This is a genomic window from Alteromonas sp. 5NS40-0096, assembly GCF_057544385.1.
The window spans coordinates 234,028-248,980 of record NZ_BAAJLQ010000002.1; the positions used below are offsets into that span (position 1 = coordinate 234,028).

13 protein-coding genes are annotated in these 14,953 nt (G+C 46.8%); 11 read left to right on the forward strand and 2 right to left on the reverse strand.

All coding sequences use genetic code 11. From position 1 onward, the window contains the following. Positions 1-25 precede the first annotated feature (25 nt). Positions 26-2,263 carry an LPS-assembly protein LptD gene (locus AC27G9_RS06945; protein WP_487072450.1) on the reverse strand — a complete coding sequence of 746 codons (2,238 nt, stop codon included), beginning with the start codon at positions 2,261-2,263 and terminating at the stop codon, positions 26-28. Positions 2,264-2,670: 407 nt separating this feature from the next. On the opposite strand from AC27G9_RS06945, the gene djlA reads away from it, so the two are divergent. Then, entirely contained in the window at positions 2,671-3,510 is an 840-nt protein-coding gene (djlA, locus tag AC27G9_RS06950) for a co-chaperone DjlA (RefSeq protein WP_487072452.1), read from the forward strand. Continuing rightward, on the forward strand, positions 3,500-4,423 hold the full coding sequence (gene xerD, locus AC27G9_RS06955) for a site-specific tyrosine recombinase XerD (RefSeq protein ID WP_487072454.1): 924 nt from the start codon (positions 3,500-3,502) through the stop codon (positions 4,421-4,423). Before djlA ends, xerD begins: the two co-directional genes overlap by 11 nt. A gap of 10 nt (positions 4,424-4,433) precedes the next feature. On the opposite strand, the gene AC27G9_RS06960 is transcribed toward xerD, so the two are convergent. Then, complete coding sequence (locus tag AC27G9_RS06960; protein WP_487072456.1) at positions 4,434-5,366, reverse strand: DUF4350 domain-containing protein; 933 nt, start codon at positions 5,364-5,366, stop codon at positions 4,434-4,436. Positions 5,367-5,689: 323 nt separating this feature from the next. Here AC27G9_RS06960 and dsbC point away from each other — a divergent pair, with 323 nt between their 5' ends. The 9 genes from dsbC (at position 5,690) to mazG (ending at position 14,831) form a co-directional block, all read left to right on the forward strand. Next, positions 5,690-6,409, forward strand: coding sequence for a bifunctional protein-disulfide isomerase/oxidoreductase DsbC (gene dsbC, locus AC27G9_RS06965; RefSeq protein ID WP_487073643.1), 720 nt, complete (start codon positions 5,690-5,692; stop codon positions 6,407-6,409). A gap of 108 nt (positions 6,410-6,517) precedes the next feature. Next, positions 6,518-8,239 (forward strand): single-stranded-DNA-specific exonuclease RecJ, encoded by a 1,722-nt coding sequence (gene recJ / locus AC27G9_RS06970; protein ID WP_487072458.1) that lies wholly within the window; start codon positions 6,518-6,520, stop codon positions 8,237-8,239. Continuing rightward, positions 8,232-8,507 (forward strand): hypothetical protein, encoded by a 276-nt coding sequence (locus AC27G9_RS06975; protein WP_487072460.1) that lies wholly within the window; start codon positions 8,232-8,234, stop codon positions 8,505-8,507. The genes recJ and AC27G9_RS06975 overlap by 8 nt, the downstream gene beginning before the upstream one ends. 2 nt (positions 8,508-8,509) lie before the next feature. After that, positions 8,510-9,211 (forward strand): DNA repair protein RecO, encoded by a 702-nt coding sequence (gene recO, locus AC27G9_RS06980; RefSeq protein WP_487072462.1) that lies wholly within the window; start codon positions 8,510-8,512, stop codon positions 9,209-9,211. A gap of 136 nt (positions 9,212-9,347) precedes the next feature. Further along, positions 9,348-10,082, forward strand: a complete 735-nt coding sequence (gene pdxJ / locus AC27G9_RS06985; protein ID WP_487072464.1) for a pyridoxine 5'-phosphate synthase — start codon at positions 9,348-9,350, stop codon at positions 10,080-10,082. A 5-nt stretch (positions 10,083-10,087) separates the two neighbouring features. Then, complete coding sequence (gene acpS, locus AC27G9_RS06990; RefSeq protein WP_487072466.1) at positions 10,088-10,465, forward strand: holo-ACP synthase; 378 nt, start codon at positions 10,088-10,090, stop codon at positions 10,463-10,465. 16 nt (positions 10,466-10,481) lie between these two features. Continuing rightward, positions 10,482-11,852 carry a 23S rRNA (uracil(1939)-C(5))-methyltransferase RlmD gene (rlmD, locus tag AC27G9_RS06995; RefSeq protein WP_487072468.1) on the forward strand — a complete coding sequence of 457 codons (1,371 nt, stop codon included), beginning with the start codon at positions 10,482-10,484 and terminating at the stop codon, positions 11,850-11,852. A gap of 11 nt (positions 11,853-11,863) precedes the next feature. Next, positions 11,864-14,041: a GTP diphosphokinase gene (gene relA / locus AC27G9_RS07000; protein WP_487072470.1), complete on the forward strand. Its 2,178-nt coding sequence runs from the start codon at positions 11,864-11,866 to the stop codon at positions 14,039-14,041. Further along, a complete protein-coding gene (mazG, locus tag AC27G9_RS07005; protein ID WP_487072472.1) occupies positions 14,019-14,831 on the forward strand; it encodes a nucleoside triphosphate pyrophosphohydrolase in 813 nt (270 codons plus the stop codon). Before relA ends, mazG begins: the two co-directional genes overlap by 23 nt. Positions 14,832-14,953: the final 122 nt, after the last annotated feature.

The window sequence follows — 14,953 nt, forward strand, 5'->3', positions numbered from 1 at the left end:
TGTCGCGGAGGAAACGTCCCTGCCGCTAATTTAATACATAGGGGCGACGATAGCCAAACATACCGTCTTGTAACATTGACCGCTGAGAGTTGCTGCTACTTATCCCTTTGAATATGAACTGTAATGATACGCCAGAATCATATTCGTCAATGCTCTGTAATCCAGTGTTGTCAAAGCGGTTTGTCAAACTGCGCTGAGCTACAAAACGCACCGCCCAACAGCAAGAGTCATATTGCAAGCCAAAGTAACTTTCGATGCTTCTGTCTCGCTCAAGATCTCTAAAGTTACGACCTACCCATTGCCAATTTTTAGCAATCGGCCAACTGGCTGACATACCCAATTGATCAATCGTTTCCCCTGAAAGGTTGCGCACAAATCTGTGGCTAAACTGGATTAAGCTGTTGTCATCTCGACGATATTCCAAAGCAAAGCTGCTTCGATCTACTTTTTCAGTATCCGTTGTAATCTGGATATCAGTATGAACAAACCAACTGTCAGATATTCGCCAGTCGAGTTCAGCAGCTAGGGCAGAGCGGTCATCGGTACGAATCTGCTCAAATAGACGGCTGTCCTCGATGTAAAAGATTTGACCTATGCTGGCGACCAATTGTTCCCTGTTATTTGAATCGATTATACGGGAGGTGACACCCAAGGTAACCTGATTGTTATCACTAATACGGTCAAGCCCAGTAAATTCACGGCCGCGGAATAGGCCATCAAAGTCAATAAGTAGTGCCGTAGCATCATACAAGCCAATATCGTTTTGGTCTTCAAAAGAGGTATAGAGGTACTGAGCGGTCGGCTCGAAGGTTAAGGTCGCATCGTCACCTAACCATTTGTATTCTCTCTCAAAATAAAGTGTACCGAACAATCTTCCTTGGCCAATTGTCCGATTCACTTCTTCCTCAAGACCCGTGCCTTCAACGTTATCTTGGCGATAATAAGTATTGTATAACGTGGCCTCAGCTGTCACTTCACCCCAAGGACGAATATAAGGAATCGTCAAAGTCGGTGCGACATGAAAACGCAAAGCGGTCGGTAGGTTGTTTGCCTCATTGTCAAAATAGGCCAACTCTGAATCAACTCTAAATTCAGCAAAGTCAGTTAAATCAGTATTCCACGTTAATTGCGCCTCAGGTAAAGCGCGATAGGTGTCGGGATGATCACCGATAATTTCAAAATCTCTGAAGAACAGGCTGAAATCTAAGTCTTGAGAGTAGTAATTTAAGCCGAAAGTACGAAACAAATGGGTATCGGCTCGATTGTAAAAATCACTACCGAGATCGACGATATAGTTATCATCACTTAAACCGTTAACATCCGCACTGATCTGCCAGTTGTCGTTCAGGTTTCCTTTGTGATACCAACGGTAAAAATAACGCGTACTATCTTGTGTCAGTTCCCTGTCACTGGGTAAATACTCAATATTAAACTGACCCAACTGAGATTCGGTTAAATAGCGGAATTCCGTTTTTATTTGTGTACCGCGATTACTCATCAGGCGTGGCGCAATGGTCATGTCATAATTGGGTGCGATATTCCAGTAATACGGTTGCTCGTAGTCGACTCCAGTTGCTGTAGAACTGTTGAGTTTCGGGAACAGCAATCCACTCTGCCTTTGTGTGCTGACAGGGAAGGCGAAATACGGTAGATAAAAAACGGGCACGCCCTTGACATAAAAGCGGGTATTTTTTGCTTCACCGAGCAGTGCGCCATTATCAATACTGATTTCACTGGCGCGCAATTGCCAATCCTCTTGGCCAAGTGGGCATGTCGTGAAGCTTACGTCATTAAGAACAATACCATCGGATTTTGTCACTTCGATATTGTCTGCAGCGCCGTGGCCGACAAAACCGGTAAGTTGGTATTGCGTGTTGTCCATCAAGAAAGATTCTGATTCAGAATCCAGGGTTACAGAGTCACTGTTGACCAACATGTTTTGGTCTTGGTAAGACACATTTCCGACGGCTTTTACGTCTTTACCATCGTTTTTGATTTCTGCTTTTTCTGCTTGTATTCGAGCTTGATCACTCGTGATCTCTACGTCACCGGTAAAGGTCGCAACCTTGTTTTGCGTAATCTCTGCCTTGTCCGCTTCAACTTTGACATTGTCGGCAGGCATTAAGCCTTCACTGCGAAACTGAGTCGGAGGCACCGAGCAAAGTTCAAGTAACTGGGGAGGCGTAATTGGATCGGTTTGTTGGGCATTCGCGCTTTGCCAGCTAACAGCAATTACAGCGATGGTTGCGCAGCGTTTTTTCATGCTTAAGAATATGGCCCGTACTGTGTTCTTGTGCTTCTGATCATAACTAATCTCAAGAGGCAGAATGTGTAGTTATAGTATTGTGCTCTCTTGACGTAAAACGTTCGCTCGTAATATTCAATGCCATTTTCCAAGCTCGTTTGAAAGAGTCCATTTGGATAAGGCGGTCGTGTTGTGTCCTAAAAGACGAGCGAATCGACAATTCTAAGCACTTATTTATTAATTACCAAGCGTTAAGGTGAATAAACCACAATATTTCTGTTGATTCGCACCTTTCTTTTCCAATTTTGCACGGTAAAGTGTGTAGGTAATCGGAAACTGATATGCAATGGATGCTTTTTGAACGAATTAGTTCAAAACGAATTGCAATCATTTATCCGGCTTTTTTGAGTAATAGGAGTGGAAATATGCCCATTTGGGGAAAAGTACTGGGCTTTTTGTTCGGGTTCATGTTTGGCAGAATACCAGGTGCTGTTCTAGGTCTATTTGTTGGGCACTTATTCGATAAGGGGTACTCACAAGATTTCTCCCAAATGGGAGGCTTCGGCCGATTCTTCAGTGACCCGGATAACATGAAACAACAAGCCGTATTTTTTCACAGTTTGTTTGCCGCACTGGGGCACCTTGCGAAGTCAGATGGCAAGGTGACACAAGAAGAAATTCAAGTGGCTTCAGCGTTGATGGACGACATGCAGTTGACTGGCGATGCACGCCGCGAAGCACAGCAAGCTTTTCGAGAGGGAAAGGAAGCGGACTATCCGATTGAAGACACGCTAAAAAGCCTGAAAGAAGCCAGTCATGGTAGACGAGATATCTTGCAGGTATTTCTCGAAATTTTAATTCAGGCCTCATTTGCCGATGGTCAACTTTCCTCACAGGAACACAAGGTGCTTGAACGCGTCGCCAAGGCGCTCGGATTTAACCGCAAGCATTTGGCATTTTTAATCGGGGCTTTTGAGGCTGAAATTAGATTCAGACAACGCTCAAAGCACCGTCAAAAAGGCCAGTCTAGCCGGCCTCGCTATACGCAAGAACAAACGTTGGACGATGCGTATCGGATTCTCGGCGTCAGTGAATCCGATGATGAAAAAACCATAAAGCGTGCCTATCGCAAGCGAATGTCTGAACATCATCCTGATAAGTTGGTATCCAAGGGGCTGCCTGAGCAAGCGCTGGAAATCGCCAAGAACAAGGCGCAAGATATTCAAGCCGCTTACGAATTAGTGAAACAAAAACGTGGCTACTAAAGCGAGTTCAACGGCTAAACTCAGTGTCGCTAATACCGAGTTGATTGATAGCTTCATTGACGTGCTATGGCTCGAAAAAGGGCTCAGCGAACACACTCAGCAAAGCTACCGTAGCGATCTAGCGAAGCTGGCGTTGTTTTGTCAGTCACAACACGATTCGTTGTCTGATGTACTCACCGAAGATATCTTGGATTATTTAGCCCATCGGCAAGCGTCAGGGTTCTCCGCCCGCAGTACTCAACGATTGATGAGCGCCATGCGGGCTTTCTTTCTTTACCTGTTAAATCAAGGTGTACGGCACGACAATCCGGTAACTAACTTGGCATCACCTAAGGCTTCAAAGGCGCTACCGGCCTCATTGAGTGAGCAGCAAGTCGATGATTTACTGTCGGCACCGGATGTTAATGACCCCGTGGAGTGTCGAGACCGTTGTATGTTAGAAGTGTTGTACGCTACGGGCTTACGTGTCACTGAATTGGTTACACTCAGGATGGATCAACTCAGTACTCAACAGGGCGTTGTTAGAATTACGGGTAAGGGTGATAAGGAACGATTAGTGCCATTGGGCGAAGACGCGGTGGATTGGGTTTTACACTATTGCAAAACTGCTCGCCCGATGCTGTTGAAACACCCGACGGACACCTTGTTCTTGAGCCTGCGAGGGGCGCAAATGACGAGGCAAACGTTTTGGCACCGTATCAAAGCCTATGCCACGCGAGCGGGGATTGAACAACATTTATCTCCACATACATTGCGCCATGCGTTTGCTACCCATTTATTGAATCATGGAGCCGATTTGCGGGTGGTACAAATGCTGTTGGGACATAGTGATTTATCGACTACCCAAATCTACACTCATGTGGCGAAAGAGCGATTGCAGAAGGTCATCAGTGCCCATCACCCTCGAGGGTAAATGGCCTTGGTTACACTGTCGATAGCCAGTGTATGATGTTGAGCAGAAAGCGTTCGTTTTGCTCGGCTCCCGGGGATCTCAAGCCATGGAGTGCGCCAGATCTTCTGTCGAGTTGAGATGAAAACATCATGCCTTCTGAGAAGACTGCAACTTTGCCTTTTCCAACGCGTAACACGGCACCTTGGCTCCAGCCCGAAATTGACTTTTTCGGTGTTGATGAAGTGACTTCAAAGGGAATAGCGGGTTCAACTGAAACTTTGCCTTTGCCAAGTGTCAGCAAACTCGTTCCGTGCTCGGGTGGCACAAAGGCAGAGCCTCCAAAGGTTTTGACCTGATTCACATCCTGAGTGTTCAGAGAGGAAAAAAACGCCGGTGAAGCAGGTTTCGTTACTTCACCAAAGGTTGATTTATGTTGTTGTAATGTCCCTGCCTCTCGCTGGAAAAGGTAAGGGCCGACATGTCCATTTGAGAATTCAATGTCTAGTGCCAATGCCAGGTCTTCAATCACTTTTGGAAAGGGGGTATGGTCAGCCACTAAAAGTAATGCGCCGCCTTGTTGCAACCACAAAACCAGTGCGCTTATCTCTTGCGCCGATATAGCTTGCCCGTAAGGTGGCTGCCAATCCTGTCTGTCGCGGTCCAAAGCATTGGCAATCACCAATACATCGACATCGGCAAGCGACTGGGCTGAAATTCGTGACATACCTGATTTTACGGTGTACCCGTCATTGGTTAGTACCTGAGTGAAAGGAGCATAGCGGCCGTCTTTCGTCAGAAAGTTGTGATGGGCAGCGTCGATAACCACGACTGGACCATTCCCTGCTTGATACGCGGGAATGACAGGCGTTGGCGAGAAGTTAGGGTCGGCTTGCTGGGGGCCATCGGTGCAGGCAAACAATAAACAGCACGACATCTGAATGACTAAAATCAACGGCCATCGCATTTTTCTTTCCTTGTGCGGCAAAAATCAAAACGTCTTTGGGCAAACTGCCCTCATTACGAGCAGGCCATCATAACATGGTGAACACCTAGATACGTTTAAGTTGTGATTATCTTGATACCATCTTGAGGAAAAACCCTTTCGCTGTGATTGTGCATAGGGCAATACTGAATACTTGGCTTGAACATTCGCTCAAATGACGAAATTTTGCTGTGAATCGAATTTTATATAGGGCTTTCCGTTCCTATATATTGTTATACTCATTGGCCAAACACGGATACAGACCCTTAAGGCGGTTTTGTATTGACTATTATTTTGGAGTTTAAATAGTGTTAAAACGTCTTCTTATTGCGTCGGCAGCGTTCCTTTTCGCGTCATCGTCGACGATCGCGCAGGTTAAATCTGACTCCCTCGACGCGTTAAAAGCAAAATTGTCGCAAACGATTGGCTTAGAAGTCACTGCCATCGGCGATGCACCAGTGAAAGGCTTGTATCAAGTTAATACCAATCGTGGTCTGTTTTACGTGAGTGAAGACGGTACTTATTTCCTGCAAGCGAGAATTTACAATATCGATGAAGGCATGAGAAATGAGACGGAAGCGACACTGAGTGGTATTCGCATGGACGGTATCGGCCAGTTCGATGATTCCGCTATTGTTTTCAAAGCTAAGAACGAAAAAAGTGTCATCACAGTATTTACTGACATTACCTGTGGATATTGCCGCAAGCTCCACAATGAAATTGGCGAATTCAATGACATGGGGATTACGGTGAAATATTTGGCGTTTCCTCGCCAAGGTCTAGCGAGCTCTAACTACAATGACATGGTTTCTGTGTGGTGTGCGAAGAACCCTCAAGCAGCACTAACTGATGCGAAATCTGGCACTAAAGTGAGTTCTACAGTGTGTGAAAACCAAGTCGCAGCGCAGTATGAATTTGGCCAGCAAGTGGGAGTGAGTGGCACGCCGAATATTATCTTGCCCGATGGGTCGATGATTCCTGGATATCAACCTGCCAAAGCTATTGCACAACAGCTGGGTATCTAAGCGCTATTTGAAATTTAATCTTGGCCCTGAACGTCGGTTCGGGGCTTCTTTCCCTGCGGATTTCCGTTACACTAGTCACAATGTAATTTAGCTAGTTGAGTAATTTGGGTGTTCACCATTCAACGCAGGGAGTTAACTTCCTCAACCATTGATTCTTCTCTTCCCACCATCCTTGATCGCATTTACCGCGGGCGAAATGTATCTGATTTCAGTGATTTAGATACCCGAGCTACTGGCCTACATCACTATCAGCAGCTATTGGGTATAGAGCAGGCAGTGGCTATTTTGGTTGATGCTATTCAACACAATGAAAAAGTCATGATTATCGGCGATTTTGATGCCGATGGTGCAACAAGCACGGCACTGAGTTTGTTGGCCTTATCTCAAATGGGTATGCAGCATCTCGATTATCTGGTGCCTAATCGCTTTGATTTTGGCTACGGATTGAGTACGGGTATTGTCGAATTAGCTCATGAGCGTGGTGCAAAAGTCATTATGACGGTAGACAATGGTATTGCTTGTTTTGACGGCGTGAGTCGAGCTAAAGCATTGGGTATTAAGGTGATTATTACAGATCATCACTTGCCAGCAGAATCGTTACCCAGTGCTGATGCCATCGTTAATCCCAATCAACCTGGCTGCGAGTTTCCGTCGAAAAATTTGGCGGGGGTGGGCGTTGCGTTTTACGTGATGCTAGCGTGTCGAGCACGCTTAATCGACGTAGGTTGGTTCGAATCTCGCCACATTCCTACCCCCAATTTGGCAAACTTATTGGACATTGTTGCGATTGGTACAGTGGCGGATGTGGTGCCGTTGGACAAAAACAACCGAATATTGGTGCATCAGGGGTTACAGCGTATTCGCAGTGGTAAATGTCGCCCAGGAATTCAAGCGTTGCTGGATGTTGCTAACAGAGATGGGCACAGGCTAACGTCGACTGACCTCGGCTTTGTCATCGGGCCTAGGTTGAACGCGGCGGGGCGTTTGGAAGATATGTCTATGGGCATTGAGTGTTTGTTGACGGATTCCCCGTCAGTGGCGCGAGAAATCGCGACTGAGCTCGATAGCTTAAATCATCAGCGTAAAGCGATCGAAGCCGATATGAAAGCCCAGGCGCAGCAAATTGTAGAGCAATTGGTATTCGAAAATACCCAAGCTCCTGGTGGTTTAGTTGTCTATCGCGAAGATTTTCATCAAGGCGTTATAGGTATTGTCGCCGGGCGAATCAAGGAACAGTATCACCGCCCAACCATCGCGTTTGCGCAGGATGATAATGGCGATTTAAAAGGGTCTGCGCGTTCGATACCTGGGATACATATTCGCGACTTACTCGAAGAAATAAACACCCGAAACCCTGGCGTAATTGCCAAGTTTGGCGGGCACGCGATGGCCGCAGGCTTAACGCTGAAACTCGCGTCTTTGGACGTGTTTCAAGCGCAATTTGAAATGCTGGCGCAAGTACACCTCGACAGGTTAGGTGAACACAACGTTATCTACACTGACGGCGAGCTGAGCTGTGATGAGTTGTCGTTGCCCACTGCGCGATTACTGCGCACTGCAGGTCCATTTGGTCAAGGATTTGAGCCACCGCAGTTCGATGGGGAATTTGCTGTTGTCTCACAACGTATCGTCGGCCAAAATCATCTAAAACTGGTACTTCGAACCGGTGACAATGAAGAAGTTGACGCTATCATGTTTAATATCGACTCAGCGCAATGGCCCGATAATAGCGTAAAAAGCTTGGTGGCCGTTTACCAACTTGATGTTAACGCGTTTCGCGGTCAAGAGTCAGTGCAGCTACTAATAAGCCATATAGAAAAGAATGCGTAAAGATAGTAAACACTTACTAGAAAAACATGCCGAACTGAACCATCTCGAAGGTAAAAAGGTCACTTCCCACGTGCAACGAGAGGAAGAGGACTGGGTTCGACATACAATTATGGTGGCAGACTACGAGGTACCTTTTGTCTTCCGCCGCAAGCAGCAATATCAATCGTTAAAAGGTGCTCGTGTGAACCTGACTTACTACCGCCATATAGAAAATGTGTCGGGCATTGAATTTGAAACCATGAAAGTCGTTCGGATTAAGCGGACCTGATAATGGACAACCTCTGGCACGAGTGTTTCGTACTGCATCGACGACCCTACAGAGAAACCAGCTTTATGGTTGACTTTTTCGCCAGAGATTTGGGCATAGTCAGGGTTATTGCTAAGGGGGCCAGAGGGAAGAAATCTGAGCGAAAGAGTTTACTGCAACCCTTGCAACCATTGCGCATTCAATTGTATGGCAAGGGTGATCTTAAAAACCTCAAACACATAGAAGCACCCGAAAACGCTGTCTTGCTGAACGGCCAAACATTGTTTTGTGCGATGTACGTTAACGAGTTATTGACTCGTGTGTTTCCGCAACTTATCCCCGCAGAGGCGCTGTATGAGGTCTATTTAAGCACGTTGAAAGCGTTACATGCCGAACAAGACATCGAACAAACATTACGCCGATTTGAGTTTGCAGTGTTGGAAGAACTCGGGGTAATGCCTGACCTCAGCACCGATGGACACACCGGGGAATTCATTGCTGCGGATGGTTACTATCGGTTAATGGGCGAGTCAGGGTTAGTGCCGGTTGCCGGCCCGTTACCCGGCGCTTTGCATGGCAAAGTGTTACTCGATTTAATCAATGGTGAGTGGAACGACGACGTCACGCGAATGACAAAGCGTTTGTGCAGACAGATGTTGGCGCCACTACTTGGCGACAAGCCGTTAAAAAGCCGAGAGTTATTCCAAGCTTCGAAAGCCCAATGAACGCCAATTTTACTCCCGTCGGCGATCATCTTGATGGCAAACTCCGTATAAACATTGTTTTATGACAAATCCAACCTTTTCATCGGTGGATTTGATACAATCACAAACATCACTAAAGGTTTTAAATACACTCGTTATGAAAGATATTTTGCTAGGCGTTAACATCGATCACATTGCCACGTTGAGAAATGCGCGGGGGACCGACTATCCTGATCCGGTTCACGCTGCGAGCATTGCTGAGCGCGCTGGTGCAGACGGCATAACCATCCATTTACGTGAAGACCGTCGTCATATCAAAGACAGAGATGTGTACATACTCGCCCAGACCTTGAACACACGAATGAATTTGGAAATGGCAGTCACCGAAGAGATGTTGGCCATTGCAGAAGACGTAAAGCCGGAGTTTTGCTGTCTTGTACCTGAAAAGCGAGAAGAACTAACCACAGAAGGTGGGTTGGATGTCGCCGGTAATCTAGAAGCCATAACTAAAGCGTGCCACCGACTCGCTAAAGTCGGTACTCAGGTGTCATTGTTTATCGATGCAGACAAGGCGCAAATCGACGCTGCCTTGGCTACCCAAGCACCCTATATCGAAATCCATACAGGACAGTATGCTGAGGCGAAAACGGAAGCGGAACAAGAAACCGAACTCGCACGCTTGGTCGAAGGAATCGAATACGCTGACAGTTTAGGTTTGAAGGTTAATGCAGGGCACGGACTTCATTATCACAACGTCAAACCAATCGCTGCAATTAAACAAATCATAGAGCTAAACATCGGACATGCCATCATCGCCAGAGCGTCGCTTGATGGGTTGCACAACGCCGTAGCCGATATGCGTAAACTTATGTTGGAAGCACGCCAAGGATAGTTATAGTGGCAATAGTTGGAATCGGCACAGACATCGTTGAAATCGCTAGATTTGAAGGGCAGGCCTCTCGAACAGAGAAATTGGTGCAGCGGATACTGACACCAAGTGAACAAGACAAATTTCGCAGCTTGTCCGAACCGGTACGCTTTTTAGCAAAGCGCTTCGCGGTGAAAGAAGCGGCTGCAAAAGCATTGGGTACTGGCATTGGTCGAGGGGTCAGTTTCCAACATATTGAAGTATTTAATGATGAATCAGGCGCGCCTAAGCTTTCTTTTTGTGATGAATTTGAGCGTTTGTGCGAGGCCAAGGGTGTGAAACACGCATTTGTCACTATCGCAGACGAACGCGCTTATGCCGTGGCTACTGTCGTGCTGGAATCTTAAGTTGGTGGAGAGGTAAATGGTCAGTTTCTACAAACCTGCCAATAAAACTGCGCGTGCTAAAAAAACAACATCAGCCCCAAAAACTGTTCAAAAGCCTATTGAGCTGACAATCGACAGTGTAGATGCACATGGAAAAGGTATTGCCAAAGGCCACAACCCCTTTGTTTTTGTTGAGGGCGCATTACCTGGCGAAGAAATTGTCGCCATCGTTAGTGATAAAAAGAAGCATGTCTGGCAAGCCAGAGCGACGAAAGTGGAACGTGCCCACGAGCAAAGACGTCAGCCTTTTTGTCAGCACGCCAATTCTTGCGGTGGTTGCCAACTGCAGCATGTTAGCCAAACATATGGCATAGCAATGCGACAGGAATCACTCGATAACGATTGGCGTCGGCTGTTTAAATTCGATGCTTTACCGTGGCAACCCGCGATAACTGATAAGGGCTTGGGGTATCGCCGAAAAGCCCGTTTAGCCATCGATGCCAGAGACATTGACAACATAAAGTTGGGCTACAAATCAGCGCAAACAAACAAAGTCACGGCAATAGCGGAATGCCAGGTACTTGAGCCCAGATTGCAGCAACTTGTACCCCGTCTTCAAGGGTTATTGTCAGAATTAGATGGCGTTCAAAAACTGGGTCATATTAGCTTGTTCGCTGGCGATGAGGTGACACAATGCACCTTTCGGGCGGTGAAGCCGCTAAAAAATAGCGATAACAAGACCCTCGCCGAATTTGGTCAAAGATACAATACCAATGTCGTAGTAGAGACGCATCAGGGGAACTTTGAATTCATTCACCTCGAAGCTATGCTTGATTGTGAGACGATAGACGGACTGAAGTTGTACCCTAAGCCCAATCACTTTGTGCAGGTCAACGGCGTCGTCAATACCAAGATGATTCAACAAGCGATGTCGTGGCTTAGCCCTGTTCCATCGGATAGGGTGTGCGACCTGTTTTGCGGTTTGGGCAATTTTAGTTTGTCGATTGCGAAAACGGGAGCATCAGTAATAGCAGCAGAAGGTGTCGACAGTATGGTGCAGGATGCCAAATCCAATGCACTTAAACAGGGCATCGAAGGCATTGATTGGCGGCATTTGGATCTAAATCAACAAGATGCGGTTGCCCAGTGTTTTGAATCGGGTATCGACAAAGTACTATTAGATCCGTCCCGTGAGGGGGCCTTGACTGTATGTGAAGCATTAGCAGAACAGCCGGTAGAAAAAGTCTTGTATGTTTCTTGCAACCCAACCACTTTTGCAAGAGACGCTAAGGTATTAGTGGAAGCTGGCTACGGTATCGACAAAGTCGGGCTGATCGAAATGTTTCCCTTTACGCGACATTTAGAAGTGATGGCGTTGTTTTCAAATTCATCTGCAAGTGGTATGTGAGCTAGGGATTTATGGTAACCACACGAAAAGTACACGAGCCAGATAGGCCAGCGTTTTTAGACTGGTTGGACAGTTTATCCATCAGCGAGGCGACCAAAGATAAGCTCAAAGCCATTTCCCACATGCCTGAACAGCTGCTGGTGGGTCAAGAGATGGTTGAAATTCTCACGCAGCTGAATATGGACGACGCGACGTTACAAGCAGCGCTAGTTTATCCTTATTGCCAACAGCATGCCTTGTCTGATGAAGACGTAAAAGACACGTTCGGCGAAGAGATTGAACAGCTCATCGTCGGTGTCCGCAGGATGGATGCCATTAAGTCCTTGCACGCGCGGCGCTCAACCAATTTGCCTTCACATGATGAACAGCACATCGACAGTATTCGTCGTATGTTGTTGGCTATGGTGGAAGATGTTCGGGCCGTTGTCATCAAGATGGCAGAACGTATTTGTGCCCTGCAGCAAGTCAAAAAAGCGGACGAAGAAACCAAGGTCATGGTCGCCCGTGAGTGCGCCGCAATCTATGCGCCCTTGGCAAACCGCTTAGGCATAGGACAGCTCAAGTGGGAACTTGAGGATTTGGCATTTCGTTATTTACATCCAGATACGTACAAACAAATTGCAAAACAGCTAGATGGCAAGCGACAGGAACGCTCTACGTATATCGATAACATAGTCGAACAGCTACAAGGATTGGTTAACAATGAGGGTGTAAGAGCTGAGGTGTACGGCCGTCCCAAGCATATCTTCAGCATCTGGAAAAAGATGCAGAAAAAGCACCTATCCTTCGAGCAACTATTCGATATTCGAGCGGTGCGAATTATCGCTGAACGGATGCAAGACTGCTACGCTGCGTTGGGTACAGTACATGCGAACTTCAAACATTTGCCCAACGAATTTGACGATTACATAGCGACGCCAAAAGCCAATGGCTATCAGTCGATTCACACCGTTATTTTGGGCCCTGAAGGCAAAGCCGTTGAGATCCAGATTCGTACGCAAAAGATGCATCAAGACGCTGAGCTGGGCGTGGCGGCTCACTGGAAGTACAAAGAAGGGTCTAGCGGAAAAGCATCGGGTTACGATGAGCGAATCAATTGGCTCAGACGAATTCTGCAGTGGCAGGAAGAAGTGGCTGAATCTGGCGATATTGTCGAAGAGCTGAGAAGTCAGGTATTCGACGACAGAGTGTATGTCTTTACACCCAGAGGGGATGTTGTAGATTTACCGCAAGGCTCTACCCCTCTCGATTTTGCCTACTATATTCATAGCAATGTAGGCCACAGGTGCATTGGGGCGAAGGTCAATAATCGTATTGTGCCCTTTACCTACAATCTGCAAAGTGGTGACCAAGTTGAAGTCTTGACGGGCAAAGAGCTCAACCCCAGCCGTGACTGGATGCACCCTGGATTGGGTTATGTGCACTCTTCTCGAGCGCGAGCGACGATTCATTCGTTCTTTAAGAAACAAGATAAAGAAAAGAATGGCGTCGCGGGTAAAGAGTTATTGGATAGAGAGCTTGCAAGAGCACAATTACACAGCAAGCTCGAGCCCGAAGTACTGAAAAAGTTCAATGTCACGACGGTAGACGATCTTCACGCTTCAATTGGAGCGGGTGATATCCGTTTGATGTCTGTTATCAAATACATTCAGCAGTTGCGTGAACCCGAGCCAGAAGTCGCGGATGAGATTAGCCCTAAAGTCAAAGTGCGGAAAGAGGCAAAATCGAAAGGCAAAAAAGATTCTGTGGTTGTGCAAGGCGTCGGGCATTTGATGAGTCAATTGGCGAATTGCTGTAATCCCGTGCCGGGAGAATCTATCGTCGGCTATATTACTCAGGGGCGCGGAGTCAGCGTACACAAAGAAGGATGCCCTCAACTAAACCATTTACTTGAACAACATCCCGAAAGAGAAATCGAGGTGAATTGGTCAAGCGCTATTAATGTTGGTTTTGAAGCCAAAATCGATATTTTTTGCTCGGACAGAAATGGCTTGTTGCGAGATATTACAACGGTACTTGCCAATGAGGGAGTCGCGCTCTTGGGCGTAAATAGCTTAAGTGATAAAACGCACCACACTGCTATGATCACGATTGCAGTAGAAGTAAAAGACCTTCCCACGTTGACAAAAGTGATGTCGCGATTGCGCCAGCTAAAAGGAGTGGTAGATGTCAAACGCAAAAAAGGCTGATGACTTACCACATACCGCAGCGCTATTGGAAGTCATGTCGAGACTTAGGGACCCAAAATCAGGTTGTCCTTGGGATGTAGAACAAACGATGGAGTCTTTGACCCGCTATACCATCGAAGAAGCCTATGAGGTCGCCGACGCAATTGCCACTGGCGACATGGATGACATCAAAGATGAGCTGGGCGACTTGCTCTTTCAAGTGGTCTTCTATGCGCAAATTGCAACGGAGAGTGATGATTTTGATTTCGATGATGTGGCTAGAGGGATTACTCAAAAACTCATCAGGCGTCATCCTCATGTTTTTGACAGCAACTCAAACAAAACCGAAGACCTTTCAGCACAATGGGAGGCAATCAAAGCCGCTGAACGACAGAGCAAAGGTGCGGTAGAGTTAAGTATCCTGGATACCGTACCTGAAGGGCTTCCTGCGTTAATGTTGGCACAAAAGCTACAAAAACAATGCGCGAAAGTCGGTTTTGATTGGCCTGACGTGATGCCGGTTATTGATAAAGTGCTGGAAGAGGTGCAAGAAGTTAAAGACGAATTGGCGAATGCACCAGTGAATCAAAGCGCTGTGGAAGAGGAAATTGGTGACTTGTTATTCGCGGTAGTCAATTTAGCTCGCCATTGCGAGGTGGATGCCGACACCGCTTTGCGCAACGCTAGCCACAAGTTTTCACGACGTTTCAAGTTAGTGGAACGCATGGCTGCGCAGCAATCAACATCGCTGGAAAACCTGTCTCTTGAAGCCATGGAATCCTTGTGGCAGCAAGTTAAGTCCCCAAAATAGAAAAAACTCCTCGTTTTTAGTAATTAGGGGTTCGCTTTTTATTCAAATCCTGTATAATTCGCGCCCTGCCCAGTTACACCCACTAGTGGGATAGTGGAAGAATCAGTTGGCTCGAAGGGGTC